Below are 26,367 nucleotides of genomic sequence, written 5' to 3' on the forward strand. Positions count from 1 at the left end.
TTTGATATAACCAACAGTTATGGCTGAAGGGTATGGCCGACATCCCTCAGTGTTTGAAGGAAAAGCTCCGCAGCGGGCGAAAGCTGGCTGCCTTTAAGGATCGAGACGCCAACGGGTCCGAGGGTCTGGCTCAGGCGGATCGGCAACGCAACCAGCCGGCCGCTTTCCAGTTCGTCGGCGGCGATACCTTCGGGCCAGGCACCCAGCAGATCGCTCTCGCGGAGCAAGCGGCGATTCGTCGGCAGAGACAGGGACTGCACGACCGCAACCGGCGGTTCGAGTCCGACATCGAAAAAAGCCTTCTCCAGTTGGCGGCGCAGAGTCGTTTCCGGCGGCGGCAGGATCCATTCGGCACGCTGAAGATCGGCGAGAGTCGTCGTCTCGCAAGCGAGCAGCGGATGGTCGGGTCGCGCGAGGATGACGATTTCCTCGGCGTAGATTTGTTCCTGGCGCACGCCGCTGCGGTGACGAACTTCGCTCAGACGCCCGATTACCATGTCCAGATCACCGTGCAGGAGCATCGGCTGCAGCCGCTCGTTGGTCCCCTCGACCACTTCGATCACGACTTTCGGGCGTTCGCGCCTGAGCCGGGCGATCGCACGCGGCAGCAGCCATGCGGAGGCGGCCAGCAGCGTCCCCACCACCACCCGACCGCCAGTGCCGTGGCTCAGGTCTTCCAACGCCTCGGCAGCATGCGCAAGCTGCGCCAGCACCAAGCGGGCATGTTGGACCAGGGTTCGGCCATAGATGGTCGGTTCCACACCGCGCCTGCCGCGGACAAAGAGCTCGACCCTCAAGTCCTCTTCCAGGTCGCGGATCGACTTCGTGACGGCAGGCTGGGTCAGGCCGATCACTTCGGCCGCGCGCACCATGCTGCCGGTCTCGGCGACAGCCACAAGAAGGCGGAGCTGCCGCACGGAGATGCGCTGCAAGCTGATGAGCGAGCGAGTCATACCGCCATGATGCGCCAATCCTCCATACGGCAGCCATGCCTATCTGTGCCGCCCCGGAGGCTGCTAAAGAACCGAAACGTGATTGCACCGGCACGATAGAGGAAGCACGCATGTTGAGACTTGCGATGATCGGCTACGGACCGATCGCCCGGTTCACAAGCCAAAAACTCGCCGAGCGCGACGACGTCGAGATCGGCGCCGTCCTATGCAGGCCCGGACGGGAAGCTGCCGCCCTGGCGGCCTTGGGACCGAGACCCAAGGTCGGCGTGCAGGTGGCCGACCTCGATACAACCGTTTTCGATGTCGCGCTCGACTGTGCCGGACATGGAGGCTTGGCCGCACATGGGCCGGATCTGCTGCGCGCCGGCCTCGACGTCATAACCCTGTCTGTCGGCGCGCTGGCCGATGCGCAGCTGACCGAGCGTTTGAACACGGCGGCCCGCGCCGGGAGCGCTCAGTTGGAGCTGGCATCCGGCGCGATCGGCGGTATCGACGCCTTGACCGCCGCGCGGATCGGCGGGTTGCGGGAGGTCTCTTACCGGGCCCGAAAGCCACCCGCAGGCTGGAAGGGCACGGCAGCCGAAGAGGTGTTGGATCTTGACAGCTTGGCGGAGCCGACGGAGCACTTCCGCGGTCCTGCGCGTGCGGCGGCGCTGCGCTATCCGCAGAACGCGAACGTGGCGGCCATCGTCGCCCTTGCCGGTTTGGGCTTGGACGACACCGAAGTTCGACTGATCGCGGATCCAAGCGTCGATCGCAATCGGCACGAGATCGAGGCACGCGGTGCCTTCGGGCGACTTCAGGTCGAGCTCGAAGGCGCCCCCCTGGCAGACAACCCGAAGTCGTCTGCACTGGCCGCCATGAGCCTCGTGAGCGCCGTCGAACGGCGGCTGGCACCACTTCGCATCGGTTGACGCCGGGCAGAGTCAGCTACGGCACCCGGAGCCGTTCGTCGAGCGGTCGCTTGTCGAGGGCCGCTCGTCGAGGGTCGGTCGCGACATCACCCGTTGTTCTCCGGCGTTCAGCCGGGAGCCAGGAGCTCACCTGAGGAAGAACTGCACCGGCACGACCAGTTCGAGGCGAGCTTGTGCCAGATCGTCCGGCATCTTCGGCAAGGGCTGAGCCCGCTTGATCATCTCCGAGACTTCCCGGTCGAGCAGTTCATAACCGGAGCTCTCCTGCAGCCGGTACTCGATCACCTGCCCGTCGCGATCCATCACGAAGTAGAGCAAGGCCGTGCCCTGTTGTCGGCGCACCTGTGCGCGCCGTGGGTATTCCTTGTGCTTCTCGAGCCAGGCCTGGAGAAGCGCCATGTAGTCCGCCTCCGCACCCGGCATGCCACCACCGCTGGTGTCGTTCGCACTGCCGGCGTTCGGGCTGGCCTGCGTGCCCGACCGACCGTCGGCGCCCGGTGCGGTCGGCGTGAGAGCGGCCGTCTGGTCCGGTGTCTCCGCTGCGGGAGCCTGCGCGGGAGGGTTCTCCGTTACGGCCTCGGGCTGTGATTGGGCAACTTGTTGCGGCGGCGGCCTGCGCGGCGGCAGCGGCGGCGTGACAACCGTCTCGGCGACGGCTTCTTCCGGCTGAGGTTCTTCCGGCAGAGGAGGCTCGGACAACGGTTCTTCGATTGGGACGACAGGTGTCTCAGCCTCGACCGGCTCGACCTCCGGAACCTCGGCAACGAGAGCCTCGACAGGTTCCGCCACCTCCGGCTCGATCGCTTGAGGCACCTCCAGAGGCTCGACTTCAGGCCGAACGGGATCGGGCGGAACGGCCGTCACCTCGGTCGGTGCCGGGTCTTGCGCGGCCTCGGCCGGCGCCACCGCCTCGGCTTCCTCGGCGTCCGGCGTCTCTGCGGCGGGTCCTCCCGGTGCGCCACCGGCAGGACCTAAAGAGATCTCGATACCGCCGATGCCAGCCTGCTGGGCGCCGCTCTCCGGCGCCTGCCACAGCACGGCGATGCCGATGCCAAGATGCAAGAGCAAGGCGACGCCGAAAGCCGTCAGCCAATGCCGTGTGGCGATCCGTATCATCCGCTCTCCCCGTCGGTGGGAGTGCCGGCGGAAGACCCCGGCTGAGGCAAGGTCAGCAAGGTGAGGCGCTCGACGCCAGCCGCGCGCAGCAATTCCATGACGGCGACAACCTGGGTTGCCTCGGCTCCGCCATCAGCCTTCAGCCGAATGCTCGGCGCTTCGCCGTTCGACAGGCGCTCCGCCACCGCTGTCCTGAAATCAGCCTCAGACAGCATCTCGCCGTCCAGGGCAAGGCGACCGTCCACCCCGATCAGGACCAACAGGTCCTGCGTCCCGGCTGACCCTTCGCTGCTCGACTGCGGCGGTGCGATTTCGAAGGGATCGGAGGCGGCGAGCTGGCCCGCAAGCATGAAGAAGATCAGCAGCAAAAAGACGACGTTGACCAACGGCAGAATCCGTTCATCGTCGCTCTTCGCGCGGTGAGACTGAAGATGCTGGGACGTCTGGAACCGCATGGTTGGCCTCAATTCGCCCCATCGCGAACCAGCGACAGCTCAGAGACGCCAGCCGCCGTCAGCCGGTCGAGCACGGCCACTGCTTCCTGCAGCGCCACGCCGGACGCCGGTCTCACGAGCACCCGCTGGTCGGGCGTGGTCTCGATCCGCGCGGCAACGCGGGTCGCGAGTCCATCGAGAGACACCGTTTCCCCCGACAAGCGAAGGCCGTCGGACCGCACCTCGACCAGCAGCGCTCCCTCGACCGAAGCGCCGGCGGCCGCCTGCGCCGGCGCGTTCAGTTCGATCGCGCGCCAGTCCAGAAAGCTGGATGCCAGCATGAAGAAAATCAGCAGAATGAAGACCACATCGATCAACGGCGTCAGGCTGATCAGCGCGCGCCGCCGTGAGGCCCTACTCGCCAGCCGCGGCGGGGACGGGGCGGAAGCCTGCGCCTGCATGGTTCCGGTCCTCCTCGGTTTCCGCAGACAGGTCGTCCGTAAAGACACAGGTCACGGTACTGTCCATTTCATGCGCCAGACGATCGACCCTGCGCTCCAGCCAGTTCAGCAAAGCGACGACGGGGATCGCGACCGCCAAGCCGACGGCAGTCGTCAGCAGCGCCTCCCAGATGCCGCCGGACAGAATCGCCGGATTGACCTGATTGCCCGCCGCCTCAAGCTGGCGGAAGGCCTCGATCATACCCAGCACGGTGCCGAACAGCCCAAGCAGCGGCGCCAGCGAGGCAATGACCTCCAGCGGACGGAACCAACTCCGCAGCGCCTCCAGGACATCGGTTCCATACCGCAGCACCTCTTCCCGTACCCTTGCCTCGGGCAAGCCTCGACGCTGACCGCGCAGCGCGCGAGCGAGAGCCTGAGCAACCGGATTCCGAGAGCTGTCCGCCAAGGCCAGCGCTTCGCCGGTTCGCCCGGTCCGCCAGAGCCAGAGCGACTCTTGCGCCGTCCGGCCGTCGCCCAGACGCGCGGCCCGGAACTGCCAGAGTTTGACGAAAACGATGGCCAGGGAGACCACCGACATAACCGCCAGGATCGCGACCACCGGACCACCGGCTTGAAACAGCGCCAAGCCCTGATCGACGAGTCCCGTCGGACCTGCCGGATCGACGAGGGTTCCGTCAGCGTTCAAGGCCGGCGCGTCTAGCCCGGCGGCGCTCAACTCTTCAATACCGCTGCTGCTCCCGTCGGACTCCGCCGCGTTCGCAGCTTCGGTTTGCTCGCTCATATCCACCGATCCTCAATCAAACCCTGCCTGATTTCGACAACCGAACGACTGCCGATGCTGCTCATGTCACTGAGAATGAGTGTCAGTTTCAGCACGAAGCGCCGTTGCATTCAACCCTGATCGCACTTTCCGGACATACCCGCTCATCGGGGGACTCAATGCTCCGCAGGGAGCGTCAGCAGAACCAAACGCTCCACACCCGCATTCTCGAGGAGGCGCAACACGGCGATCACGCGGTTGGCGTCACTTCGACCGTCAGCCTTGAGCCTAACCGACAGCTCCTCGCGGCCAGCCATACGCTGCGCAATCCGACCTTCCAAGACATCATCGCTCATAACTTCACCTTCGAAAGCCAGGCGCCCGTCCGCCCCCAGCAGCACGAGGATTGGCTGTGCCTCAGGCGCACGCTCGCTCGAGGAGTTCGGGGGCGTGATCGCCAGGGCGTCGGGCGTGGTGAGACGGCCGACCAGCATGAAAAAAATGAGCACCACGAAAATCACATCGATGAGGGGCGTAAGGCTGATCGCAACCCCTCGGCGCTGACGTTTGCGCAAGGCTGAAACCGCCGACGTACTGGGAAAAAGTGGCGCCATAGGGTCTCCAGAGTTCGGAACCGAACCTTCAGCGAAGGCGCTCGACCGACGCTGGCATCATTTGCGCGCCAATATAGGCCACCTTATCGCAAATGAGTATCATTCTCATTAATGGTTGACGCCAAAGATGAATATCTGGGATCTGTCTGCTGTCCAAGCGACGGCGATTCCTTGCCGGCCTGAAGGTGAAAGGTACAGCCAATCGATGCAGACGAGCCGGATACTATCCGCCTTTCTCTGCGCTTCACTCTGCCTCGGAGTACCGAAAATGTCCTCAGCCGCAGCCGCCGAATCGGAGTTCTCGATCCCCGGCCCCGAGGGACCGCTGTCCGGAACCTTGCTACAACCCAGCAACACTCTGGGAGCGCCGGTGGTCTTGATCATCCCCGGGTCGGGACCGACGGACCGGGACGGCAACAGTCCTCTCGGCGTAAGAGCTTCGAGCTATGCCTTACTCGCCGGAGGTCTGGCGGACCTCGGGATCGCCTCGCTGCGGGCCGACAAACGCGGGCTGGGCGGCAGCGCGCGGGCGATCGCGGACCCCAATGCCGTGACGATCGCCGACTATGCGTCGGACACGAAAGCCTGGGTCGCAGCGATTCGCACGGAAACCGCAGCCGATTGCGTCTGGCTGGCCGGACATAGCGAGGGCGCCTTGATCGCACTGGTGGCCGCGCAAGACCCTCGGAATATCTGCGGTCTTATTCTGCTTGCCGGGCCCGGACGCCCTCTGGGCACGATACTGCGCGAGCAACTGGCGGCCGGTCTTGGCGATCAAGGACTCGTCGAGCAGGCCAACAAAGCCATTGCGGCCTTGGAAAAGGGCCAGAGAGTCGACGCCACCACACTCGATTCCGCGCTCTCGCCGCTCTTCACCGCGAGTCTTCAGGACTTCCTGATCAGCCTTTTCTCCTACGACCCCGCAGCTCTCCTGGCCGAACTGGACATGCCGCTCCTGATCTTGCAAGGGCGGGAGGATTTGCAGATCACGGAGGTCGATGCCGAGCGCCTGCACAATGCCAACCCAGATGCCGAACTGCTGCTACTCCAGACCGTCAACCATATGCTTAAATCGGTGACGCCCGGCGATCGGCGAGAGAACCTGGAAAGCTACGGCGACCCTCACCGACCGATCTCAAACCGCGTCGTTCGGGCGATTCATGATTTCGTCTCGAAGCCCCGAAGACACTGAAGATCGGTCGCGACCAGTCGTCCGGCTGAGGGTCGAACGGCCGGAAACGACATTACCGATCCAGCCATGCTTCGATTTCCGACTTGAAAATGCGAATCATTTGCATCATAGCTTTTAAGATCAAGTCACGTTTAGCGAGTGATTTCGCAGATATTAAGAATGCGTCTCATTCGCATAAAAATGCAGGCTGAATAGATCGAGACGATCGGCGGGATGTCGCGAGACGAGAAGCAGGACGAAGTCGGTCAAACGCTGAAGCGGAGCGCTGCTCTCCGCATCGACAGTGCGAACCTGCTCGCCGGTGCGCGTGAGATTCTGATCGAACACAAGGGGGAGACCTACAGGCTGCGTTGCACGAGCAACGGCAAGCTGATCCTGACGAAGTAGGTCGGGTCGAAGAACCGGTGACGGTCCGCAACAACGGCATCGAAACCGTCGAGAGTGTTACCGCGTCCAAGCCAGCCACCGACGGCCTCTCCTCCATCCTAGAGAGGCCTCAGGCAGCCCGCCAGGACGCATGTTCTAGCAAGAGCATGCGCTTTGAGAGGGGCTGACAGAAATGATGAAGACGCTGTGGGGCGTCGCGCCGCTGAGCTTGGCGGCAGCAACGGTCATGTGGAGTGAAACGGCATCTGCCCAGGATGCGAACGAGATGGCACCGATGACGCAAGAGAACCTGGAGGTTGGGCGGCCGGAAGGAGACGGCGCCCTTCGCATGAATACGATCTCGGTGACGGCGACCCGCAACGCGATCGACCCTTTCGTCTATCCGGGCATGGTGACGGTGATCGATCGCGAGGAGCTACAGCGCCTGCAACCGTCCACTCCGGACGATGTGCTGAAACTCGTTCCGAACGTGGAGTTCACGGGCGGTCCGCGCCGCACCGGCGAGGTGCCGTCGATCCGTGGATTCTCAGGACCCGACGTCGTGCTCCTGGTGGATGGCGCCAGGCAGAATTTCGGCTCCGCGCACGACGGCCGCTTCTTCATCGACCCCAGCCTGCTGCGCAGCGTCGAGGTGCTGCGCGGTCCGGCTTCAGCACTCTACGGGAGCGGCGGCACCGGTGGCGTGATCGAGTTCCGAACGGTCACCCCGGACGACTTCCTGGCCCCCGGCGAAACCTTCGGCGCGAGGGTCGGTGCCGGGGTGCAGTCGGTCAACGAAGAACTGCTTGGCACCTTCACCGCCTATGGGAAGCCGCTCGAGGGGCTCGAACTGCTTGGCAGCGTTACGCACCGGGACTCGGGCGACATCGAACTGGGCGACGGCGACCGGCTCGACAACACCGACGACTCGATCCTCTCGGGCTTGGTCAAGGGCGGGTTCGAGTTCGGCGATCACCATCGTGTCGAGGCGAGCTATACACGCTTCGCCAACGATGCGGAGGAGCCCAACAACGGACAAGGCCTCGGCGGTGACGACGTGGTCGACAAGGAGATCCGGTCGGATAACGTTCGGCTGGCCTATAGCTTCGACGACCCGGGCAACCGTTGGATCGACCTGGACGTCACCGGTTACTACACGGCCTTCCAGGCGGACGAGCTGCGGCTCGACGACAACGGGGCCGGCCCCTCCGGCGAGCTGTTGAAACGCGATGTCGATACCCTCGGCTTTCGGCTCGACAACCGGTCGCGATTCCGTTTGACGGATGGAGCCGAAGTTACCTTAACCTACGGTACGGAGGTCTACCGCGACGACCAGAACGGTGCGGCCGGGGACGGCGAGCGCGACGGCGTGCCCGACGCCGAGGCGTTCTTCACCGGTGTCTTCGGGCAGGCGGAGTTCAATCTGGCGGAGCCCTTCGGACTGCCCGGCGACCTCTTGATTCTGCCCGGTCTACGCTTCGACCGCTACGAAGCCTCCAGCGATCTTGCCGATGACGAGACCACCGAGAGCCGGCTTTCACCGCGCATCGGCGTGAGCTACCTGCCGCAGGAGTGGCTTCTGTTCTTCGCAAACTATGCGGAAGCCTTCCGCGCTCCGACGTTCGACGAGCTCTATCTGACGGGGACGCATTTCCGACTTGGTCCGAGTATCACCAATCGCTTTGTTCCCAACCCGGACCTCAAGCCGCAAACGACCCAGACCGTCGAGTTCGGAGCTGGGCTGACCTTCGACGAGATTGCCTTTCCCCGAGACACCTTCAGCATCAAGGCAACCCACTTCCGCATCTGGGGCGAGGACTTCATCGATCAAAGCGTCAATCAGCCGACGCCAGGCGTCGATTGTATCCCCGCTATCCCCGGCGACTGCGACGGCACAACCAGGGCGACCAACGTGCCGGAAGCCGAGCTCTGGGGGAGCGAAGTAGAGGCAAGCTACGAGAACGACCGGATCCTTCTCGGTTTCGGGTTTTCCATGATCGACGGCGAGAACGAAGACACCGGTGAGAAGCTGAATACGCTCACACCCAACACCTACACCTTCAATACCGGGATCAAGCTTCCCGAGATCGACTCCCTGATCGGCTGGCGCGCAGTCATAGCGCAGGAGTTCGACGAGGTGAATGACGAGTCGGAGCGGCGTCAGCCCTACGACGTCCACGATTTCTATTTCGCCTATCAGCCGTCGGATGGATTGCTCGAGGGGTTCCGTCTCGATCTCGGTATCGATAACGCCTTCGACGAAGAATACGCGCGGGTCTTCACGAACGCGAACGAAGCCGGACGGAACTTCAAGGCCGCCGTGAGCTACAGCCTGAACTGGTGAGACGATACGCATGAGACATACGAAGACTTGGATGCTCGCCCTCTTGATTTCCGGCGGCATCGCGGTTCCGGCTGCCGCTCAGGAGGCCCAACGCGTGATCTCCGTCGGCGGCTCCATTACGGAGATCGTCTATGAACTGGGCGCGGGCGACAGGCTAGTCGCCGTCGATACGACGAGCAGCTACCCGCCACAGGCCGACGATTTGCCGGACGTCGGCTACATGCGCCAGCTCTCCGCCGAACCCATCCTGGCCTTGGAGCCGGATCTCTTGCTTCTGGTCGAAGATGCCGGACCGCCGGCGACGATCGAGCAACTGCGCGCCGCCGGAGTCGCCATCGTCACCCTACCCGATCAGCCGACGCTCGACGGTGTGCGGCAGAAGGTTCGACAAGTGGCGGCCGCGCTGGACTTGGTCGAAGACGGCGAAGGGTTGGTGACCGGGATCGAGGCGGCGCAGCAAGATGTGGCGGCGAAACTGGCAGATCTGCCGGATCGGCCGAGCGTGCTGTTCCTGCTGTCGGTCGGCACGGGCGCACCCCTGGCCGCCGGGAGGGAAACCTCGGCAGCCGGTATCATCGAGATGGCCGGCGGCCGAAATGCCCTGGCGGATTTCTCCGGCTTCCGGCCGCTCTCACCGGAAGCGGCCGCCGCGACCCGCGCAGAGGTCGTGCTGGTCACCGAGCGAACCCTCGAGCGGTTCGGCGGTCGCGACGCCCTGCTGGCTCGGCCCGAGCTCGCCGCCAGCCCTGCGGCCACCACCGGTCGTCTCGTAGCGATGGACGGCCTGCTGCTGCTCGGCTTCGGGCCCCGAACGCCGCAAGCCGTCGCGGAACTGGCAGAAGCGCTGCACCCAGAGATCGGGGAGGTTCGCTAGGCCCATGGCCGTTACGGCCGTCCGCGAAACCGCCGGCTTTCTGCACAGCCAGGCCGCCAAAGCCCGCCTTGCGCTGGTTCTTCTGGCCTGCGGTTTGGGTGTCGCCTTCCTGCTGTCGGTCGGTATTGGCGCCGTCGCGATCTCGCCGCTGCAGGTCTTCTCGATCTTCCTGGACCGCCTAGGCCTCGACTGGCTATCGGCCCACGAAACGATGCAGGAGACGGTCCTGCTGGCGATCCGGTTGCCACGGGCCTGTCTGGCGGTTCTGGTCGGGGCCGCCCTCGCGGTTGCCGGCGCGACGTTGCAGGGGCTCTTTCGCAACCCCCTGGCCGATCCGGGCCTGATCGGCGTGTCCACCGGGGCCGCTTTGGGCGCAGCCGGTGTGATCGTGCTCGGCGGTAGTTTGTCACTCGGCCTGTCCGCCGGTTTGCTGGACCTTCTCTTGCCTCTGGCGGCTTTCGCCGGAGGACTCTGCACCACCCTCCTGGTCTACCGTATCGCCAGCCGCGAAGGCCGGACCGAAGTCGCGACCATGCTTTTGGCCGGCATTGCGCTGAACGCCATGGCCGCCGCCGCCATCGGTCTGCTGATCTTCATCAGCGACGACCAGGCGCTGCGCGACCTGAATTTCTGGCTACTGGGAAGCTTGGGCGGCGTAACTTGGGACCGACTGCTGATCGCCGCCCCTCTCATGCTGGCGCCGGCGATGGCCTTGCCGCTGCTGGCGCGTCCCCTCAATGGGCTGCTGCTGGGCGAGACGGAAGCCCTGCATCTCGGTTTCGACATCGAGCGCGTGAAACGCGTCGCCATCCTGCTGACGGCTCTGGCCGTCGGCGCTTCGGTGGCCTTGACGGGCGTCATCGGCTTCATCGGCCTCGTCGTTCCGCACCTCGTACGGCTCACGCTTGGACCGGATCACCGCTTGCTGCTGCCCGCCTCGGCCCTGCTCGGGGCCACCCTGCTTCTGTTGGCCGACCTGCTCGCGCGAACCCTCGTGCTTCCGGCCGAGCTTCCGATCGGCATCCTGACCAGTTGCGTCGGCGGTCCCTTCTTTCTTTGGCTGCTGCTGCGCCGGCGCGGCCTGGGTCTCTGGTGATGCTGCATGCCACCGGCCTGCACTTCGCCCGCCAGGGCAACCCGATCCTTCGCGGCGTCGACCTCGCACTGGAGCCGGCTCGGGTCACGGCCCTGATCGGTCCGAACGGAGCCGGAAAGTCGACGCTGCTGCATCTCTTGTCCGGAGCGCTGGCGCCCGACGGCGGGACGGTGACGCTGGACGGGCGTCCTCTCGCCGACTGGTCACGCGCCGGCCTCGCCCGACGCCGGGCCGTGTTGCCGCAATCCTCCGAACTGACGTTTCCCTTCCGCGTCTTGGAAGTCGTCATGATGGGCCGCAGCGCCCATAACGGCCGCTCCAGCCTGACCCGCGATCTGGATGTCGCAGCGGCCACGCTCGACGAAGTGGACGCCGCCCATCTGGCGCAGCGGATCTACCCGACTCTGTCGGGCGGCGAGCGCCAGCGGGTCCAACTCGCCCGCGTCATGGCGCAGATTTGGCCGGACACAGATAACGACCGGCCACGCTTCCTGCTACTCGACGAGCCGACCAACAATCTTGATCTCACGCATCAGCACCGCTTGCTCGCCTTCGCGCGCCGCTTGGCGGAACGGGGGCTAGGTGTTTTCGCCGTCCTGCACGACCCCAATCTGGCAGCGCTCTACGCGGACAGACTGGTGCTGTTGTCCGAAGGGCGGGTCCAATCCGCCGGCACGGTGGACAGCGTGCTGACGGAGCCCCAAATCGAGAGAGCGTTCAAACTTAAAGTCGCGATCCAACGTCACCCGACGCGCGGCTGCCCACAGCTGATTCCACTTTGACCAGAGCTATCGTCGACAACCGGAAAAGGACGAATTGAATGTTCATCGCCATGAATCGCTTCCGTGTCGTTAAGGGTCGCGAGGAAGACTTCGAAACCGTCTGGCGCGGCCGTGACAGTCGCCTCAAGGGTCTGCCCGGCTTCGTCGAGTTTCACCTGCTCAAGGGACCGGACGGCGAGGATCATACGCTTTACGCGAGCCACACGATCTGGCGGACGCGCGCCGACTTCGAGGCCTGGACCCAGTCCGACGCCTTCCGGCAAGCGCACAAGGGCGCCGGCGAGACCAAGGGCATGTACCTGGGCGGCCCGCAATTCGAGGGCTTCGACGTTGTCCTCGAGCTCACCGAAGCGGCCGAGTGAGGCACAAGGCGAAGCCTACTCGGGCGGCACATACAGTTCGGCGTCGCGCAGGTAGCCGGCCCAGGCGAACCAGTAGGCGACGTGGCCGGCTTCGCGTTGAAGACTGCGGCCGTCGTCGGCCAGCAGCGCCTCTTCGGTCACGGTCCAGGTCGTGCCGCCGCCCGTCAGACGGTCGAGACGGTCGTCCTGAGCCGCGAGCACGATGCCGTCGCGCCGATAGGCACGAACCGTGCGGGTCGCCTCGTCGCCCACCAACACCACGTCGACCAGTCCGGCGCGGTCGTTGATGACCGCACCACCGGCAAAAGCGCTGAGGGGCCAGGCCTTCGCGCCGCCCGGCAGACGCAAACCGAAGACGAAATCCTTGGCGGCCAGCGCATCGTCATGCAGTACCGCGGGAAACATCAGCTCCGGGCTTGCGAAGTACTCCGTATAGGCTGCGCCGGAGCCGTAGTCGCGGCGGAACCCGGTGTCGAGCGACAGCACCCGAGTGTCGGGGTTCCTGTCCCGCCAGTTCGCCCAAGACGTGATGGCAACAGGACGAATCGGCAGCTCGATCCCCGATCCGACCAGCGGCCCGACCACCGGACGGCCGGTGAACTGGTTCCAGAGGCTACGGGTGGCGGTGTCGTACATCAGCTTGTTCGAGCGGTAGAGAAAGCCAGAGGAGCCGAACACGAAAGCTGCGTCCTGGCCTTCGACCATCGTGTCGAACAGGATACCGGCACCGCAGAGGGTGCAATAGGCGAGCGATACCGGCACTCCGCCAACGACGTCGTTGAACATCTCATGCCAATTAAGAATGCGCAGCGGATAGGCACGGGCATCGCCGTTGATCTCGACCCCGAAGACCAGATCGTCATCGCGCAGATAGTCCGCGTCCGCCGCGGCAAGGAAGTCTGGATTGGTGAGCGCCGGGATCCCGTCCACCCGGACACCGCCCCAGGCGATCTCCTCCAGCCGGATTTCGTGCTTCACACCAGTCGGCAGAAACTCCAGGAAACGGGGATCGATACGGGAGAGCAACTGGCGCTGAAACTCGGCGAAGCTGGGGTGCGGAGCCAGGTCGGGCGTCTCTTCACGCCAGAGCATCCATTCGAACCAACCCTCGGGAACGTCGTCGTTATCCAGTTGCTCGGCAGCCAGCCTCTCGCTCGCCATAGCCGCCAAAGCCTCCTGCGTCGCCTCCTGCGGTAGCGGCGCGTAGCGCATGGCGGTGATGACCGTGAAGGCCAAGCGCGGATCCTCCTCTGCCGCCAGTATCTCAAGCGACTGTAAAGCCTCCGAGCGGTCACCGAAGACGAGATCGAGGCTGTGCGAGAGGATTTCGTCATCGCTGAGTTGCGCCACAGCCGGGCCCGATAATCCGACGGCCAGACTCACGGCCGCCGCCTGGACGATACGTCTTACCGACCTTGCGGCTACGGGCTGGTAGCGCGGAAACCGGACCATGAGCACTCCCCGAACTCGTGAAGACTGCTCGAGAAGATGTGACCAAGCGAGACGAAGCACCAGCAGCGTTCACGCATTCGTTGCGAAACGTGAGCGGACGCTATCTCCCAGAGCCCGGCGGTGTCTCGGACTCCTCCTCGGCCCGCAACTCGCGTTCGAAGGTCGAGATGAGCTTGTGCTTGAGGATCTTACCCGTTGCGGCCGCCGGTAGCTTTTCCGCAACCACGATCCGTTCGGGCCGCTTGTAGCCGGACAGGAGCTTTGCCACATGCGCCTTCAGACCGGCCTCGTCGACACGACCTGGAGCGCTGATCTGCACGAAAGCCAGAACTTCTTCGTCACCGCCCTCCAGATTGCGGCCGATCACGGCGGCTTGCACGACCGCGGGATGATCGTTCAATGCGGCTTCCACCTCTTGCGGGTAGACGTTGAACCCGCCGCGGATGATCAATTCCTTGGCCCGACCGACGATATGGAGGCGATCCTCGCCATCGAGGCGACCCAGGTCGCCGGTGTGGAGCCAACCGTCGGCATCCAGTATCCTGGCCGTCTCCTCCGGGTTTCGATAGTAACCCTTCATCACATGCGGCCCGCGAGTCAGCACTTCGCCGACGCCCTTTCCACCACCTGCGGCGGTCTCGTCGATCCGGATCTCGATCCCCGGCAGCGGCCTGCCGACGGAGATATCCGGGTCGCCGATCGCATTCACCGTAGCGCAGACGCCTGCGGTGCTTTCCGTCATGCCGTAGCCGTTCTGCAAGGGAATGCCGTAGAAGGCTTCCGCCTTTCGTTTCCACACCGGATCGAGCGGAGCGGCGCCGGAAGAGACATAGCGTAGCGCACCGTTCTCAAGCGTCTCATGGCCCTGGGCATGGGTGTACTGCATCAAAAGGGCATGCATCTGCGGGACGGCGGGCAGGATCGTCACACCCTCCGTCAGGGCCCGATGCAATGCCTCGGGGCTGAAGCGCGACTCCAGCTTGATCGAGGCGCCGGCGTGGGTGGCGGCCATGATCATGGAGGCCAATCCGAAGACATGGGTCATCGGCAGCACGCCATAGACGATATCGCCTGGCTGCATGCCCCTCAGCTCCGCCGAGGCACGACCCGCGAAACGCAGGTTGTCGTGGGTTAACATCACACCCTTCGGCTGCCCCGTCGTCCCGGTGGTCAAAAGCATGACCGCCACATCCTCCTCAGGCTCCGGGGCACTTGGATAGGGTGTCGCAAGCGCAATGGAACCGAAGGCACCATCCCGTGGTTGCGCCTTCAGCCGTTCGGCATGAGAAGCCGCATCCGGAGAGACTCCGACCGTCAAGACGGCCGCACGCGGGGTTGCGTAGGCGAGAATGCGGTCGACCTCGGGCGCCGCCAATCGCGCATTGACCGGCAGCGACCAGACGCCCAGGCGGGACGCCGCGAAAATGAAAGCCACCGCGGCGGCGCAGTTCTCCGCCAGGACGAGAAGTCGGTCGCCCGGCATGACGCCTTTGGACTGCAACAGGCGGGCGGCGTCCTCCGACGCGGTCTTGAGCGAGTGGTAGCTGAAACGCGTGCCGTCGGCGTCGATGATGGCCACCGCCTCGCCCTGCGCCTCCGCTTGCCGATCGAGAACTTCGTGGATTCGCGTCATGCCTTCTGCTCCGCCGGAACGCGCTTGAACACACCGGTCGCCGTCGCAAGCAGACGCTCGCCCTCGTCCTCCAGGATGCCCTCGACGTACAGCAAACTGCGGCCGCCGCCGATGAGACGCCCCGTAGCGGTCACTCGCCCTGCGCGCGCCGCCGCCACGAACTGCGTGGTCAGGGAGATCGTCAGGAAAGGAACGCGCCCCGTCGCGTCCACGGTCAGACTGGCGGTCGCACCGCACACGCTGTCGAGCAGCGTCGTCGCGATCCCACCGTGCAGCACACCATGACGATTGAGATGGCGAGGATCCAGATCGAGCCAACCGCGTGCGCGCCTATCAGCCTGACCGACATCCAGCAGATAGCCGATGAGACGTTGCGGGCCGGTCTCGTCGCGAATCAGGTTCGGAGTACCGGACGCAATATCCGACGAATCCTCAGACATGGCTGAAGGCAATAAAACGTTCCATGTGATGATCGGTATCGCCGAGCCGGTGGTCGAGCATGACGATGCGTTTGGCGATATGGGCCAACTCGTACTCTTGCGACATGGCAATGCCGCCGTGCATCTGAATGCTTTCCTCCGCCACCAGCCGGCCCACACGACCGATCAGGTTCTTTGCGGCGCTCACATGACGTTCCCGGCTGCAGCGCTCGTCGGCCATATGCCCGGCCGCCAGGATCACAGCGGATCGGGCCTGCTCCAGCTCGATCATCAAATCGGCCATCCGGTGCTGAAGGGCCTGGAACGTGCCGATCGGCCGGCCGAACTGTTTGCGCGTCCCGAGGTAGGCGACCGTCAGCGCCTTCGCGGTCTCCATGGCGCCAAGCGCCTCGGCAGACAGGGCGACGTTCGCCATGGCGACCCGCCGCTCGATGGCCGAATAGACGTCTCCTGCTGGACCCAAACGGGCGGCTTCGGGAACATGAACCGTCTCCAGTGTCACCTCGGCGGCGCGCGCGCCGCCCATCAGCGGGTAGCCGCGCAGACTGAGACCCGGCGTCCCGCCGGGAACCAGAAAGAGGGACAGGCCTTCCGGATCGTCGGGCTCTCCGCTTTCCCGTGCCGTAACGACGAGCGCTTCGGCGGCCTCGGCGTTCACGACCACCGACTTGCGGCCATTCAACTCGATTCCGCCGTCAAGGGATCGTGCCGTCGTCTCCACATGGCTTAGGTCGTAGCGGCTGGTCGGTTCACCATGCGCCCAAGCCAGCTGCGCCTCACCGCCGACAACCCGCTCTAGCACCGCTCGCTGGGCCTCGCTGCCGAGATCGGCCACCAATCCCCCCGCCAGAACGGCGGTGTCCAGAAAGGGCTCCACGACGCCGGCGCGCCCAAGCTCCTCGAAAACCGTGACGATGTCGAACCCCAGGCCACCGAATCCGCCCTGGTCCTCGGTAAAGAGCGCCGCGACGATTCCCAAGTCCGCCAGTTCACGCCAGATCTCGGCGCTCATACCCGCATCGCTCTCGATGATACGGTTACGCACCTCCGTCGTGTAGCGATCACCGAGGTAGCGCCGCAGCGTGTCCTGCAGCATCTGCCGCTCGCTGGTCAGTTCGAAATTCATCGTTCAGAGCTCTAACAGGGTTTTGGCAATGATCTGACGCTGCACCTCGTTGGAGCCGCCGTAGATCGAGAGCTTTCGATTGTTGAAGTACTGAGCGGCCACGGGTCCGGCGTAGTCTGGACCGACAGGAGGCTCGTTCGCACCCTCCAAGGCCTCACTGACGAAGGGCATGGCATAGGGTCCGACCGCACGCCGGGTCAGATCGTTGATCTCCTGCCGGATGACCGTCCCCTTGACCTTCAACATGGAGCTTTCGACACCAGGCGCCTGACCCTCGGCGGCCCTGGAGATCACACGAAGGTTGGTCGTCGCCATGGCCATCAGATCAATCTCCACCTTCGCCAGGCGCGCGGCGAAGTGGGGATTCTCGATCAGGGGGCGTCCACCCGAGCGTTCGATCCGCGCGATATGCTTCAGGCGTTCGAGGCCGGCGATCGAGAAGCCGACCCCCGCAATGTTCGTGCGTTCATGAGTCAGCAGATACTTCGCGTAGGTCCAGCCCTTATTCTCTTCGCCCACCAGGTTTTCGACGGGAACTCTCACATCGGTAAACCAAACCTCGTTCACCTCCGCCGTACCGTCGAGCAGGAGAATAGGCCGCACCTCGACCCCCGGTGCCGTCATGTCGATCAGCAGGAAGCTGATGCCTTCCTGCGCCTTCGCAGCCGGATCGGTCCGGACGAGGCAGAAGATCATGTTGGCGTGCTGGCCCAGGGTGGTCCAGGTCTTCTGCCCGTTGACGAGGTAGTGATCGCCGTCCCGCACGGCACGGGTCTTGAGGGAGGCCAGATCGCTACCCGCCCCAGGTTCCGAATAGCCCTGACACCACCAGTCCGCGCCACTCAGGATACGGGGCAGCCAATAGTCCTTCTGCGCCGGCGAACCAAAAGCCTGCAACACCGGTCCCAGCATCGCGAGACCGAAGGGCAGGATGCGCGGTGCGTAGGCAAGGGCGCATTCTTCTTCAAAAATGTGGCGTTCGACCGCATTCCAGCCGGCGCCGCCGTATTCCTTGGGCCAGCTTCCCGCCAACCAGCCTTTCGTATTCAGCATCGCATGCCAGGCCTCGTGATCTTCCTTACTCAGGCTTTTCCCGGCGCGCACACGATCGGACAGGCGTGCGGGCAGATGCGCTGACAGAAAGGCCCGCACTTCTTCGCGAAAGGCCAGCTCTTCGGGAGTGTCGCTCAAGTCCACGGTCCCTCTCCTTCAGTAGATTTCGAACAGACCCGCGGCGCCCATGCCACCGCCGACGCACATCGTCACGACCCCGAGCTTGGCGCCACGCCGCCGGCCCTCGCGCAGCAAATGTCCCACCATCCTCGCACCGGTCGTCCCGAAGGGATGACCGATGGCAATAGAGCCGCCGTTGACGTTGCAGAGCTCGTCGTCGATCCCCAGCCGGTCCCGGCAATAGAGCGCCTGAGAGGCAAAGGCCTCATTCAATTCCCAGAGGTCGATATCGGCGATGGAGCGGCCCGCGCGCTCCAGCAGACGGGGCACGGCATAAACCGGGCCGATCCCCATCTCGTCGGGTTCGCAACCAGCCACCGTAAAACCAAGAAACGCGCCTAGCGGTTCGATTCCGGCCTTCGCAGCCTCCTGCGCTTCCATTAGAACCAGAGCCGCGGCACCATCGGAAAGTTGACTCGCGTTGCCGGCCGTGACGAAGCAACCCTCACCGCGTACTGGGTTAAGCGCCGCCAGGCCTTCTCCGGTCGTGTCGGGCCGGTTGCACTCGTCACCGATCAGCGTCACCGTCTCTTCGCTGATCTCTCCGCTCTGGCGGTCTTTCTTCGTCATGACCGTCTCGAAGGGAACGATCTCCTCGTCGAACAGCCCGGCAGCCTGTGCGGCAGCGATTCTCTGCTGGCTGCGAAGCCCGTAATCGTCTTGAGCCTCGCGGCTCACACCATAGCGCTCGGCAACGATATCCGCGGTTTCGATCATCGGCAGATAAAGCTGAGGCTTATGCTCCTGGATCCAATCTTCCGGCACGTTAACCGGCGGCGGCTGAGTCAAGGAAATGCTCTCCACCCCGCCTGCAACCATCGCCCGCGCGCCTTCGCCGGTAATGGCATGAGCCGCCAGAGCGATAGCCTGCAAACCCGAGGCGCAAAAACGGTTCACGGTCATTCCGGCCGTACCGACCGGCAAACCCGCACGGATGGCACTTTGCCGTGCGACGTTGCGGCCCGTGGCACCCTCCGGGTAACCGCACCCCAGCACACAGTCCTCGACTGTCTCCGGGACCACCCCCGCACGCTCGACGGCCGCACGGATCACATGACCGGCCATGGTCGCGCCGTGCGTCCGGTTCAGGGATCCGCGATGCGCCTTGGCGAGACCGGTGCGCGCCGTCGAGACGATGACAGCCTGTCTCATACTTTCGCCTGCTTATTCAGTTCGTCGAAGGTTCGGCCGTCGTCGGCAAGGCGCCGCAACAGAGGCGCGGCCTGCCAGAAGAAGGCGTCGTCCTTGGCGAAGGCCTCGATGTCCCGCAGAAGATCGTTCAGGCCAACCATATCCGCCCACTTCATCGGCCCGCCCCGCCAACGGGGGAAGCCGTAGCCGTAGAGCAGGGTCACGTCGACATCCAGCGGACGGCGCGCAATGCCTTCCTCCACGACCCGCGCGCCTTCGTTGACCATCGCGGTCATGTAGCGGCGTTGAATCTCCTCGTCCGTAAAATCGCGCGGGGTGATACCCAAAGCGTCTCGCTCCGCAGCAATGATTGCCTCGACCTCCGGATCCTCGATCCCCGCACGCCGCCCCTCGCTATAGAGATAGTAGCCGCGACCGGTTTTCTGGCCGTAACGACCCATCTCGTAGAGACGGTCGGCATAGCTCGGCACGCGCTCGCGCGGGTCTCGCGTCGCCGCCTTGCGCTTGCGCGTCGCATAACCGATGTCGAGCCCCGCGAGATCGGAGACCGCAAAGGGGCCCATCGCGAATCCGAAGGCCACAAGAGCCCGGTCGATCTGATAGGGGCTGGCGCCATCCAGCACCATATGGTCCGCCGCAGCGCGATAGGTCGAAAGGATGCGGTTGCCGATGAAACCGTCGCAAACGCCGGCACGCACCGCGACCTTGCCAAGCCGTTTCGCCAGCGTAAAGCCAGTCGCCACGACCTCCGGTGCGGTCGCGTCGGCGACCACGATTTCCAGAAGTTTCATGACATGGGCCGGTGAAAAAAAGTGCAGTCCGATCACGTCGGCAGGCCGCGCTGTCACCGCCGCGATCTCGTTGACATCGAGATAGGAGGTGTTGGTCGCCAGGATCGCACCGGGCTTCGCCACCGGATCGAGCTGGCGGAAAACCTCCCGCTTCACCTCCATATCCTCGAACACGGCCTCGATCACCAGATCGGCGTTGGCCAGGGCGGCAAAGTCCGTCACGACCGTGAAGCGCTGCGCCTTGATCTCGGCGAAGGCCGGCTCGCCCAGCTTTCCGCGCTTGACCGCAGTGCCCAGCAGTGTCTCCACCGTGCCGCGCGCCTTCTCGACCGCGGCGTCATCTCGCTCGACCAGCGCGACGGTCAGGCCCGAGAGGAGTGCGGAGGCGGCAATACCCGCTCCCATGGTACCGCCGCCGATTACGCCGACAGTCCCGACAGGACGCGCCGCAACCTCCTTCAATTCCGGTAGTTTCGCGACCGCCCGTTCGGCGAAGAAGGCGTGAATCAAACCTTCGCGCTGGGGCGACGCCATCAAGCCGGAAAACAGCTCCCGCTCGCGGGCTAGTCCCTCCGCGAAGGGCAGTTCGCCGGCCGCCTGCACCGCGCGAACGGCCGTGGCGGGGGCAATCTGGCCCTTGCCCGCTTTCAAAGCCTTGTCATGCCAAGCGTCGAAATCCACCGGCGCCGGACTAGCCATCTTGGAAACCGGTCGCGGACCATGCCCCTGCTCGATCAATTGCCGCGCGTAGGTAAGACCGATCGCCTCCGGCTCGCCGTCGGCGATCTCATCGATAATCCCAAGCGTCCGGGCTTCCGCCGCCGGCACATGCCGGCCGGAGGTGATCATCTCCAGGGCTGCTTCCGCCCCCGTCAGACGGGGAAGGCGCTGCGTGCCACCCGCGCCCGGCAGAATACCAAGATTGACTTCCGGCAGCCCGACTTTCGCCGCCGGCACCGCGATTCGATAATGGGCAGCCAGTGCGACCTCGAGGCCACCGCCAAGGGCCGTGCCGTGGAGGCTGGCCACAACAGGAATCGGACTCGCCTCGATTCGGTTGCAGACCTCGGGCAACCAAGGGTCCCGGGGCGGCTTTCCGAACTCGCTGATATCCGCACCGGCGATGAACGTACGACCGCTACCAACGATCAAAACGGCCCGGGCCTTCTGCTCCGCCCAGACGATTCCATCCATCAAGCCTTGTCGGACAGCTTGGCTCAGGGCGTTCACCGGCGGATTCTGAATACGCAAAACCGCCACGTCGCCCTGCAAATCACAAACCACAACGTCGTTCATTTCATCCCCTTCTCAGCCGCGCCTTACCAGCGCCGGTCCTCGGCTCACCATCCGTTCCAACTCACGTACGGCCGCGCTCAGTGCGGGGCCGACCTCCTGCTGCATCCGCGTCTCGGTCAAGACATCGGGCAGCGCACCGCAGCTAAAAGCCACGGGCTCGCCGTACTCCTGCGCATAGAAGGGCACGCTGACGGCGTTGATCGTCGTCGCAAAACGAATCTCGGCAGAGGCAATCGTGAAGCCCCACGCGATCAGCTGCGCATAGCCTTGTTGCCGAAAGGCGCGCATCTCGTCGCTCGGTTTGCCCGCCTCGAAACGTGCGTCGTCCAAGGTGGCGGCAATCGCCTGGCCAGAGGACGACCCGTAAACCGGAATCCGGTGGCCCGGTTCCAGCCAGATCGAGGCCTTGCCGACGGGCCGCCAAGTCTTCGCCAGCATGAGCTTACGGTCGTCGCGAACCGCCAGGACCACCAGTGTACCTGTCTTATCCGCCAGCTCCTGCATGATACCCGAGGCCGTATCGACGAAGGAGATCGAGGCGGTCGCAATGTTTCCCAACGCCAAGGCCGCGGGACCGAGCCGATAGCGGTCGTTGCGATAGGAATGGCTGAGGTAGCCCGTCTCGCAGAGCGTGAAGGCGAGGCGGGACAAGGTGCTTTTCGGCAAGCCGGTGCGCGCTGCCAGTTCCATGTGGCTCAAGCCGTCGTCGCTGGCACGGAACGCGCGTAGCACGCTCAGCCCCCGCGCCAGCGTGTTCAAGAATCGTTTGTCCGGGTTGCTCTGGCCGCTCATCGCATTCCCATGGGCAAGAGCAGGGACATCACCGGGAAGGCGATGATAAGGATCAGCACGATGATGTCGACGCTTAAAAAACGTGCAATGCCGGCGAAGATCTTGTCGATTGGCGCCTCGCGCCCCACCACGTTGGCGATGACGAAGACGTTCAGACCGACAGGCGGTGTAATCAAGCCGATTTCAAGCAGCTTGATGACGACGACGCCGAACCATATCAGGTCCCAACCGTAGCTCTCCACCAGGGGCACCATGAGCGGCAGCGTCAGAACCATGATTCCGATGGGATCGAGGAACATTCCGAGCAAGAGATAGATCGCTGCGATACAGATCAGCAGCACGACGACCGAGATTTCCGCCTGCGTTACGGTCTCCACGATCGCGGGAGCGATGCCGGTCAAGGCGATGAAGGCGACGAAGATCTTGGCGCCCGCCGCGATGAAGAAGATGGCGGCGGTCTGGACGCAGGTCTCCTTCACGCTTTCCCATAGGTCGGCCAGCGTCAGCTTGCCTTGCGCGAAGCCGATCAATGTCGCGGCACAGACGCAGACCGCCGCTGCCTCGGTCGCCGTGAAGATGCCACCGTAGATGCCGCCGATGATGACGAAGAACAACAAGAGTGCGGGCCAAGCCGCAAACATCGCCCGAAAACGCTCACGCCGGCCTATGATCTCTCCGCCCGCCGGAGCAATTTCCGGATTGCGGTTGACCCAGACGGCGATGACCAGAACGAAACCGGCCAGTGTCAAGAGTCCCGGCAAGACGCCCGCAAGGAAAAGTTGGCTGATCGAGGTTTCGGTGAAGATGCCGTAGATGATGAAGAGAACGGAGGGCGGGATAAGCGAGCCCAGCGTTCCGCCCGCCGCGACGCTTGCGGTTGCCAAGCGCGGATCGTAGCCCATGCGCAGCATTTCCGGCGTACAGATTCGCCCCATGGTCGAGGCGCAGGCGATGGACGACCCGGTGATCGCGGAGAAGCCGCCGCAGCCGACGACGGAGGCCATGGCGACACCGCCCGGCAGACGCGTCAGCCAGACCTTGGCGGCGTGATAGATTTTCGTGGTGATGTCCGCGCGGTAGGCAATATGACCGAGCGCCACGAACAAGGGGATCATGCTCAAATCGTAGGAGTGAATGAGGTCGAAGGAGTTGGAGTAGACCATCGACGTGGTGGCGCGGACGGCCCGTTCGAAGAGGAAGTCGCCGGTTCGGAAGGCAAAGATGATGAAGGACGCAACCGTCGCGACGCCGGCAAGCGCGAAGGCAATGGGAACCCGCAGCGCCAGCAGCACCAAGACTGCGGCGAAGGCCACAACTCCGATCGTTGTCGGGTCGATCATTCCGCCTCGGTTATCTTATGCTTGGGGTCCACCGCTTCGCCCCTGGCGATGCTTCGCAGATCGCGGATCGCGAGCTCCGCCAGCCGCAGCCAACAGGCTCCGATTCCCACGACGAAGAGCAGACGGCCGGGCCATCTGGGCAGATTCAGGTCACCGTAAAAGAAAGCACCCGAGGTCCAGTCTCGAACCAGTTCCTGCCAGCCTGCGTAAATCAACGGCGAGAGGGCCAGCATCCCGGCCACCGAACCCAGCACGATCAGCCAGGAGCGCACACGCGGCCCCATGCGGTCGCTGACGAACTCGACGGAGACATGGGCACGTGCCGCGGTGGCGGCGGCCAGCGGCAAGAGGATGGCCGCCACCATCAGCTCCCGAACCAGGGTCACGTTGTCGGGCAGCGCGGTGTCGAAGACCGCCCGCGCCACAACGTTGGCGGTGATCAGCACACCAAGTGCGATCACCGCGACAACGCCGAGGCCCAGCAGAAGGCTTTCCAGACGTCTCAGCATTGCCGCGCCGGTTCGCTAGTTTCGCTGCCAGGGGTAGCCCTGAGTATCGCGCTCCTCGGTATAGTCGGCGATCAGACTGCGGTAATCGGTCAGAAGGTCATCGCCCGGCAGGCCAACACGGCTGGCGGTATCGACCCACTCATCGATAAAGGGTTCGCCGGCCGCAACCAGCTTCGCGCGCTCTTCCTCCGACAGCTTGATGACCTCCACGCCCTGACCCCGCATCGCCTCGACGGCGGCATCGTTCGCTGCCGTGATCAACCGCCCGAACTCGTCGGCCATGTCGGAACCGACTTCGGCAAGAAGAGCCTGCTCTTCTGCACTCAGGCTTTCATGGACATCGAGGTTCATGAAGATACCGACACCCCCGACCTGTCCCCAATCGAGCAAGGTGTAACTGTCCATCACCTCCGCCTGCTTCAGCGCGGTGACGGCATAGCTGTAGCCCTGCGAGCAGTCGAGCAACCCCGTGTCGAGCCCCTGATAGGCGTCGTAGATCGACATGTTGACCATATTCGCACCGAACTCACCGAAGACCTTGCCATAGGCGCCGGTGCCACGGACCTTCAGACCATCGATGTCGTCCGTCGTATTGATGGCCGTATCGGCACAGCCGATGTGCACGGCCGAGGTCGTGAAAGTTCCGATGTAGACCAAGTTCTTGTCGGCGAGGTTCTGTGCAATGGCATCCGACTTTCGCATCAGAGCGTCCGTCGCCCGCATGCCGACCCAGGCGTCCGGATTGTCCAGGGGCAGATCAGAAATGCCGTAACCCGCCATCTCCTGAGGATAGTAGACGGCAATCACCGTACCCGTGTCGGCAACACCATTGCCGACTGACTGCATGGCGGCATTGGCTTTGAACAACGCACCGCCCCATTGGATGTCGATCCGCATCTCGCCGTCCGAGCGTTCGGCGATCTGATCGGCGAACCACTGAAGCGCTTCGGCGCGGGCGCCTCGGTTCGGTCCCGCCTCGCCATGGATCAGAACGGTCTCTGCCGCAGCCGTGGCCGCGACGCCGCTCAACGCCAGCGCGATCGCAAGCGTTTTGATGTGACTGGTCATGCCGTCTTCCCTTAAGTATAAATTCTACTATGTGGAACTCAGTTCCATTTTTTGTCAGGCTAAGTGTAAAGCGCCTCAAGATCAATGGTCCAACGGAGGCTTTCGCGGGTGCGGCGCAAGCTTCTATGATCTCTAGAAAGTCCTTCCCCTAGCGGGATGATCGGAGGTTGCGACGGGCGAGCTTCGCAAGCCCGGTTTCGCGCCATTTTCATCGACGCAAGGACCGCAGTCGGCGCATCGGCATTGTCCAACCCCCCATTTTCTGGTCCGCTCCCGCAAGGCTTAGGCGACTCGCGTAGGGCCTCGAACTTTCAACGCCATTTCGGACCCTCCATATGAGCGATTCTTCGCCCCCACTTCTGGTCACCGGCGCCACCGGTTTCATCGGACAGCATGTCATGGCGAACGCCGGCGCTCGGGCGGTCGCTCTTTCGCTGCGTGCCGGAGATCCGGTCAGTGACCGGCTGGACAGAGCGCTGGCCGGCCGGCCTGGAGCCGCCGTGATCCACCTGGCGGGGCGCGCTCACGCTAGCGATCCCGTGGCGCCGGAGACCTATCGACACGATAACCGCGATCTCCCTCTGGCCTTGGCGAAGGCGGCGCTGGCGCGTGGCGTCAACCGGTTCGTCTTCGTCTCGACGATCGCCGTCCATGGAGCGTCGAGCGGTGCCGGAGCCTTCCACGCAGGAGACCGACCGAATCCGCAGTCCGCCTACGCCCGGGCCAAGCTGGAGGCGGAAGAGGCCCTGACCGGACTGGTGGACCAAGGCTTAGAACTGGTCATCGTGCGCCCCCCCCTGGTCTACGGCGCCGGCGCCAAAGCCAACCTGGCCCGCTTGGCCGACGCGGTCGCGCGCGGACTGCCGCTCCCACTGGGCGCGGTGCGCAACAGACGCTCCCTGGTCAACGCGAAGGACCTGGCCGACCTGCTGCTGCTTGCGGCATCGCATCCTCAAGCGCCGGGAGGCATCTTCCTGCCGGCCGACCGTACCCCGGTATCGACGGCTGAGCTCATCCGCGCTCTCGGCGAAGCGCTCGGCAAGCCGGCACGCCTGCTGCCGATTCCGGTCGCCCTCCTGCGGCTGGCCGGACGATTGACCCGTCAGACGCGAACCATCGGGCAATTGGTCGACTCCCTGGAGGTCGCGCCCAGCCCGGCGATCGAGCGGCTGGCCTGGGTACCGCGCAGAGGTCTCGCGGAAGGGTTGGCCGCCTTCGCCGCAGCACGGCGAGGGACGGTTCGGACCGAGTAAGACAGAGCGAA

The 26,367-nt window shown here is 64.3% G+C and carries 26 protein-coding genes; 9 read left to right on the top strand and 17 right to left on the bottom strand.

The window, feature by feature from the left end; all coding sequences use genetic code 11:
- Nucleotides 1-17: 17 nt before the first annotated feature.
- Nucleotides 18-953 (bottom strand): LysR substrate-binding domain-containing protein, encoded by a 936-nt coding sequence (locus DBZ32_RS07735; RefSeq protein WP_119166569.1) that lies wholly within the window; start codon nt 951-953, stop codon nt 18-20.
- Nucleotides 954-1,063: 110 nt separating this feature from the next.
- On the opposite strand from DBZ32_RS07735, the gene DBZ32_RS07740 reads away from it, so the two are divergent.
- A complete protein-coding gene (locus DBZ32_RS07740; protein ID WP_208539145.1) occupies nt 1,064-1,867 on the top strand; it encodes an aspartate dehydrogenase in 804 nt (267 codons plus the stop codon).
- A gap of 126 nt (nt 1,868-1,993) precedes the next feature.
- Here the strand turns inward: DBZ32_RS07740 and DBZ32_RS07745 are convergent, their stop codons facing one another.
- From DBZ32_RS07745 to DBZ32_RS07765, 5 genes are all read right to left on the bottom strand, one after another.
- Nucleotides 1,994-2,983: an energy transducer TonB gene (locus DBZ32_RS07745; RefSeq protein ID WP_119166570.1), complete on the bottom strand. Its 990-nt coding sequence runs from the start codon at nt 2,981-2,983 to the stop codon at nt 1,994-1,996.
- Nucleotides 2,980-3,438 (bottom strand): ExbD/TolR family protein, encoded by a 459-nt coding sequence (locus DBZ32_RS07750; RefSeq protein ID WP_119166571.1) that lies wholly within the window; start codon nt 3,436-3,438, stop codon nt 2,980-2,982. The genes DBZ32_RS07745 and DBZ32_RS07750 overlap by 4 nt, the downstream gene beginning before the upstream one ends.
- 8 nt (nt 3,439-3,446) lie before the next feature.
- Complete coding sequence (locus DBZ32_RS07755; RefSeq protein ID WP_119166572.1) at nt 3,447-3,878, bottom strand: ExbD/TolR family protein; 432 nt, start codon at nt 3,876-3,878, stop codon at nt 3,447-3,449.
- On the bottom strand, nt 3,832-4,662 hold the full coding sequence (locus DBZ32_RS07760; protein ID WP_119166573.1) for a MotA/TolQ/ExbB proton channel family protein: 831 nt from the start codon (nt 4,660-4,662) through the stop codon (nt 3,832-3,834). The genes DBZ32_RS07755 and DBZ32_RS07760 overlap by 47 nt, the downstream gene beginning before the upstream one ends.
- Before the next feature lie 155 nt (nt 4,663-4,817).
- Nucleotides 4,818-5,255, bottom strand: coding sequence for an ExbD/TolR family protein (locus tag DBZ32_RS07765; protein WP_119166574.1), 438 nt, complete (start codon nt 5,253-5,255; stop codon nt 4,818-4,820).
- 268 nt (nt 5,256-5,523) lie between these two features.
- On the opposite strand from DBZ32_RS07765, the gene DBZ32_RS07770 reads away from it, so the two are divergent.
- The 7 genes from DBZ32_RS07770 (at nt 5,524) to DBZ32_RS07800 (ending at nt 12,271) form a co-directional block, all read left to right on the top strand.
- The gene (locus DBZ32_RS07770) at nt 5,524-6,447 is read left to right on the top strand and encodes an alpha/beta hydrolase (protein ID WP_119166575.1); all 924 of its coding nucleotides are present in this window, start codon (nt 5,524-5,526) and stop codon (nt 6,445-6,447) included.
- 213 nt (nt 6,448-6,660) lie between these two features.
- Complete coding sequence (gene hemP / locus DBZ32_RS07775; RefSeq protein WP_119166576.1) at nt 6,661-6,834, top strand: hemin uptake protein HemP; 174 nt, start codon at nt 6,661-6,663, stop codon at nt 6,832-6,834.
- Nucleotides 6,835-7,006: 172 nt separating this feature from the next.
- The gene (locus DBZ32_RS07780; protein WP_119166577.1) at nt 7,007-9,157 is read left to right on the top strand and encodes a TonB-dependent hemoglobin/transferrin/lactoferrin family receptor; all 2,151 of its coding nucleotides are present in this window, start codon (nt 7,007-7,009) and stop codon (nt 9,155-9,157) included.
- A 10-nt stretch (nt 9,158-9,167) separates the two neighbouring features.
- Entirely contained in the window at nt 9,168-10,031 is an 864-nt protein-coding gene (locus tag DBZ32_RS07785; protein WP_208539146.1) for a heme/hemin ABC transporter substrate-binding protein, read from the top strand.
- Nucleotides 10,032-10,035: 4 nt separating this feature from the next.
- Nucleotides 10,036-11,127 (top strand): FecCD family ABC transporter permease, encoded by a 1,092-nt coding sequence (locus tag DBZ32_RS07790; RefSeq protein ID WP_119166579.1) that lies wholly within the window; start codon nt 10,036-10,038, stop codon nt 11,125-11,127.
- Nucleotides 11,127-11,909 (top strand): heme ABC transporter ATP-binding protein, encoded by a 783-nt coding sequence (locus tag DBZ32_RS07795; protein WP_119166580.1) that lies wholly within the window; start codon nt 11,127-11,129, stop codon nt 11,907-11,909. The genes DBZ32_RS07790 and DBZ32_RS07795 overlap by 1 nt, the downstream gene beginning before the upstream one ends.
- Nucleotides 11,910-11,947: 38 nt before the next feature.
- Nucleotides 11,948-12,271 (top strand): antibiotic biosynthesis monooxygenase family protein, encoded by a 324-nt coding sequence (locus tag DBZ32_RS07800; RefSeq protein ID WP_119166581.1) that lies wholly within the window; start codon nt 11,948-11,950, stop codon nt 12,269-12,271.
- A 15-nt stretch (nt 12,272-12,286) separates the two neighbouring features.
- Here the strand turns inward: DBZ32_RS07800 and DBZ32_RS07805 are convergent, their stop codons facing one another.
- The 11 genes from DBZ32_RS07805 to DBZ32_RS07855 form a co-directional block, all read right to left on the bottom strand.
- Entirely contained in the window at nt 12,287-13,723 is a 1,437-nt protein-coding gene (locus DBZ32_RS07805) for a DUF3179 domain-containing protein (protein ID WP_119166582.1), read from the bottom strand.
- 100 nt (nt 13,724-13,823) lie between these two features.
- The gene (locus DBZ32_RS07810) at nt 13,824-15,356 is read right to left on the bottom strand and encodes a class I adenylate-forming enzyme family protein (protein WP_119166583.1); all 1,533 of its coding nucleotides are present in this window, start codon (nt 15,354-15,356) and stop codon (nt 13,824-13,826) included.
- Nucleotides 15,353-15,796, bottom strand: coding sequence for a PaaI family thioesterase (locus DBZ32_RS07815; RefSeq protein WP_119166584.1), 444 nt, complete (start codon nt 15,794-15,796; stop codon nt 15,353-15,355). The genes DBZ32_RS07810 and DBZ32_RS07815 overlap by 4 nt, the downstream gene beginning before the upstream one ends.
- Entirely contained in the window at nt 15,789-16,922 is a 1,134-nt protein-coding gene (locus DBZ32_RS07820) for an acyl-CoA dehydrogenase family protein (protein WP_119166585.1), read from the bottom strand. Before DBZ32_RS07820 ends, DBZ32_RS07815 begins: the two co-directional genes overlap by 8 nt.
- Before the next feature lie 3 nt (nt 16,923-16,925).
- Nucleotides 16,926-18,119, bottom strand: coding sequence for an acyl-CoA dehydrogenase family protein (locus tag DBZ32_RS07825; protein ID WP_119166586.1), 1,194 nt, complete (start codon nt 18,117-18,119; stop codon nt 16,926-16,928).
- Nucleotides 18,120-18,131: 12 nt separating this feature from the next.
- Nucleotides 18,132-19,307, bottom strand: coding sequence for an acetyl-CoA C-acyltransferase (locus tag DBZ32_RS07830; RefSeq protein ID WP_119166587.1), 1,176 nt, complete (start codon nt 19,305-19,307; stop codon nt 18,132-18,134).
- Nucleotides 19,304-21,394: a 3-hydroxyacyl-CoA dehydrogenase NAD-binding domain-containing protein gene (locus DBZ32_RS07835; protein WP_119166588.1), complete on the bottom strand. Its 2,091-nt coding sequence runs from the start codon at nt 21,392-21,394 to the stop codon at nt 19,304-19,306. The genes DBZ32_RS07830 and DBZ32_RS07835 overlap by 4 nt, the downstream gene beginning before the upstream one ends.
- Nucleotides 21,395-21,406: 12 nt before the next feature.
- The gene (locus tag DBZ32_RS07840; RefSeq protein ID WP_119166589.1) at nt 21,407-22,186 is read right to left on the bottom strand and encodes an IclR family transcriptional regulator; all 780 of its coding nucleotides are present in this window, start codon (nt 22,184-22,186) and stop codon (nt 21,407-21,409) included.
- A complete protein-coding gene (locus DBZ32_RS07845; protein ID WP_208539147.1) occupies nt 22,183-23,526 on the bottom strand; it encodes a TRAP transporter large permease in 1,344 nt (447 codons plus the stop codon). Before DBZ32_RS07845 ends, DBZ32_RS07840 begins: the two co-directional genes overlap by 4 nt.
- A complete protein-coding gene (locus DBZ32_RS07850) occupies nt 23,523-24,035 on the bottom strand; it encodes a TRAP transporter small permease (RefSeq protein WP_119166590.1) in 513 nt (170 codons plus the stop codon). The genes DBZ32_RS07845 and DBZ32_RS07850 overlap by 4 nt, the downstream gene beginning before the upstream one ends.
- Nucleotides 24,036-24,050: 15 nt before the next feature.
- A complete protein-coding gene (locus tag DBZ32_RS07855; protein WP_119166591.1) occupies nt 24,051-25,103 on the bottom strand; it encodes a C4-dicarboxylate TRAP transporter substrate-binding protein in 1,053 nt (350 codons plus the stop codon).
- A 335-nt stretch (nt 25,104-25,438) separates the two neighbouring features.
- Here DBZ32_RS07855 and DBZ32_RS07860 point away from each other — a divergent pair, with 335 nt between their 5' ends.
- Nucleotides 25,439-26,356, top strand: a complete 918-nt coding sequence (locus DBZ32_RS07860) for an NAD-dependent epimerase/dehydratase family protein (protein WP_119166592.1) — start codon at nt 25,439-25,441, stop codon at nt 26,354-26,356.
- The last annotated feature ends 11 nt before the right edge of the window (nt 26,357-26,367 follow it).

It is taken from the genome of Algihabitans albus, from assembly GCF_003572205.1.
GTDB classification, from domain to species: Bacteria; Pseudomonadota; Alphaproteobacteria; order Kiloniellales; family DSM-21159; genus Algihabitans; species Algihabitans albus.

Coding starts and splice junctions, on each gene's coding strand:
- DBZ32_RS07770 (WP_119166575.1), top strand. CDS start 5,524: ATGTCCTCAGCCGCAGCCGCCGAATCGGAGTTCTCGATCCCCGGCCCC.
- DBZ32_RS07760 (WP_119166573.1), bottom strand. CDS start 4,662: ATGAGCGAGCAAACCGAAGCTGCGAACGCGGCGGAGTCCGACGGGAGC.
- DBZ32_RS07810 (WP_119166583.1), bottom strand. CDS start 15,356: ATGACGCGAATCCACGAAGTTCTCGATCGGCAAGCGGAGGCGCAGGGC.
- DBZ32_RS07750 (WP_119166571.1), bottom strand. CDS start 3,438: ATGCGGTTCCAGACGTCCCAGCATCTTCAGTCTCACCGCGCGAAGAGC.
- DBZ32_RS07815 (WP_119166584.1), bottom strand. CDS start 15,796: ATGTCTGAGGATTCGTCGGATATTGCGTCCGGTACTCCGAACCTGATT.
- DBZ32_RS07840 (WP_119166589.1), bottom strand. CDS start 22,186: ATGAGCGGCCAGAGCAACCCGGACAAACGATTCTTGAACACGCTGGCG.
- DBZ32_RS07740 (WP_208539145.1), top strand. CDS start 1,064: ATGTTGAGACTTGCGATGATCGGCTACGGACCGATCGCCCGGTTCACA.
- DBZ32_RS07830 (WP_119166587.1), bottom strand. CDS start 19,307: ATGAGACAGGCTGTCATCGTCTCGACGGCGCGCACCGGTCTCGCCAAG.
- DBZ32_RS07860 (WP_119166592.1), top strand. CDS start 25,439: ATGAGCGATTCTTCGCCCCCACTTCTGGTCACCGGCGCCACCGGTTTC.
- DBZ32_RS07790 (WP_119166579.1), top strand. CDS start 10,036: ATGGCCGTTACGGCCGTCCGCGAAACCGCCGGCTTTCTGCACAGCCAG.
- DBZ32_RS07795 (WP_119166580.1), top strand. CDS start 11,127: ATGCTGCATGCCACCGGCCTGCACTTCGCCCGCCAGGGCAACCCGATC.
- DBZ32_RS07785 (WP_208539146.1), top strand. CDS start 9,168: ATGAGACATACGAAGACTTGGATGCTCGCCCTCTTGATTTCCGGCGGC.
- DBZ32_RS07780 (WP_119166577.1), top strand. CDS start 7,007: ATGATGAAGACGCTGTGGGGCGTCGCGCCGCTGAGCTTGGCGGCAGCA.
- DBZ32_RS07850 (WP_119166590.1), bottom strand. CDS start 24,035: ATGCTGAGACGTCTGGAAAGCCTTCTGCTGGGCCTCGGCGTTGTCGCG.
- hemP (WP_119166576.1), top strand. CDS start 6,661: ATGTCGCGAGACGAGAAGCAGGACGAAGTCGGTCAAACGCTGAAGCGG.
- DBZ32_RS07820 (WP_119166585.1), bottom strand. CDS start 16,922: ATGAATTTCGAACTGACCAGCGAGCGGCAGATGCTGCAGGACACGCTG.
- DBZ32_RS07765 (WP_119166574.1), bottom strand. CDS start 5,255: ATGGCGCCACTTTTTCCCAGTACGTCGGCGGTTTCAGCCTTGCGCAAA.
- DBZ32_RS07735 (WP_119166569.1), bottom strand. CDS start 953: ATGACTCGCTCGCTCATCAGCTTGCAGCGCATCTCCGTGCGGCAGCTC.
- DBZ32_RS07745 (WP_119166570.1), bottom strand. CDS start 2,983: ATGATACGGATCGCCACACGGCATTGGCTGACGGCTTTCGGCGTCGCC.
- DBZ32_RS07845 (WP_208539147.1), bottom strand. CDS start 23,526: ATGATCGACCCGACAACGATCGGAGTTGTGGCCTTCGCCGCAGTCTTG.
- DBZ32_RS07800 (WP_119166581.1), top strand. CDS start 11,948: ATGTTCATCGCCATGAATCGCTTCCGTGTCGTTAAGGGTCGCGAGGAA.
- DBZ32_RS07755 (WP_119166572.1), bottom strand. CDS start 3,878: ATGCAGGCGCAGGCTTCCGCCCCGTCCCCGCCGCGGCTGGCGAGTAGG.
- DBZ32_RS07835 (WP_119166588.1), bottom strand. CDS start 21,394: ATGAACGACGTTGTGGTTTGTGATTTGCAGGGCGACGTGGCGGTTTTG.
- DBZ32_RS07855 (WP_119166591.1), bottom strand. CDS start 25,103: ATGACCAGTCACATCAAAACGCTTGCGATCGCGCTGGCGTTGAGCGGC.
- DBZ32_RS07805 (WP_119166582.1), bottom strand. CDS start 13,723: ATGGTCCGGTTTCCGCGCTACCAGCCCGTAGCCGCAAGGTCGGTAAGA.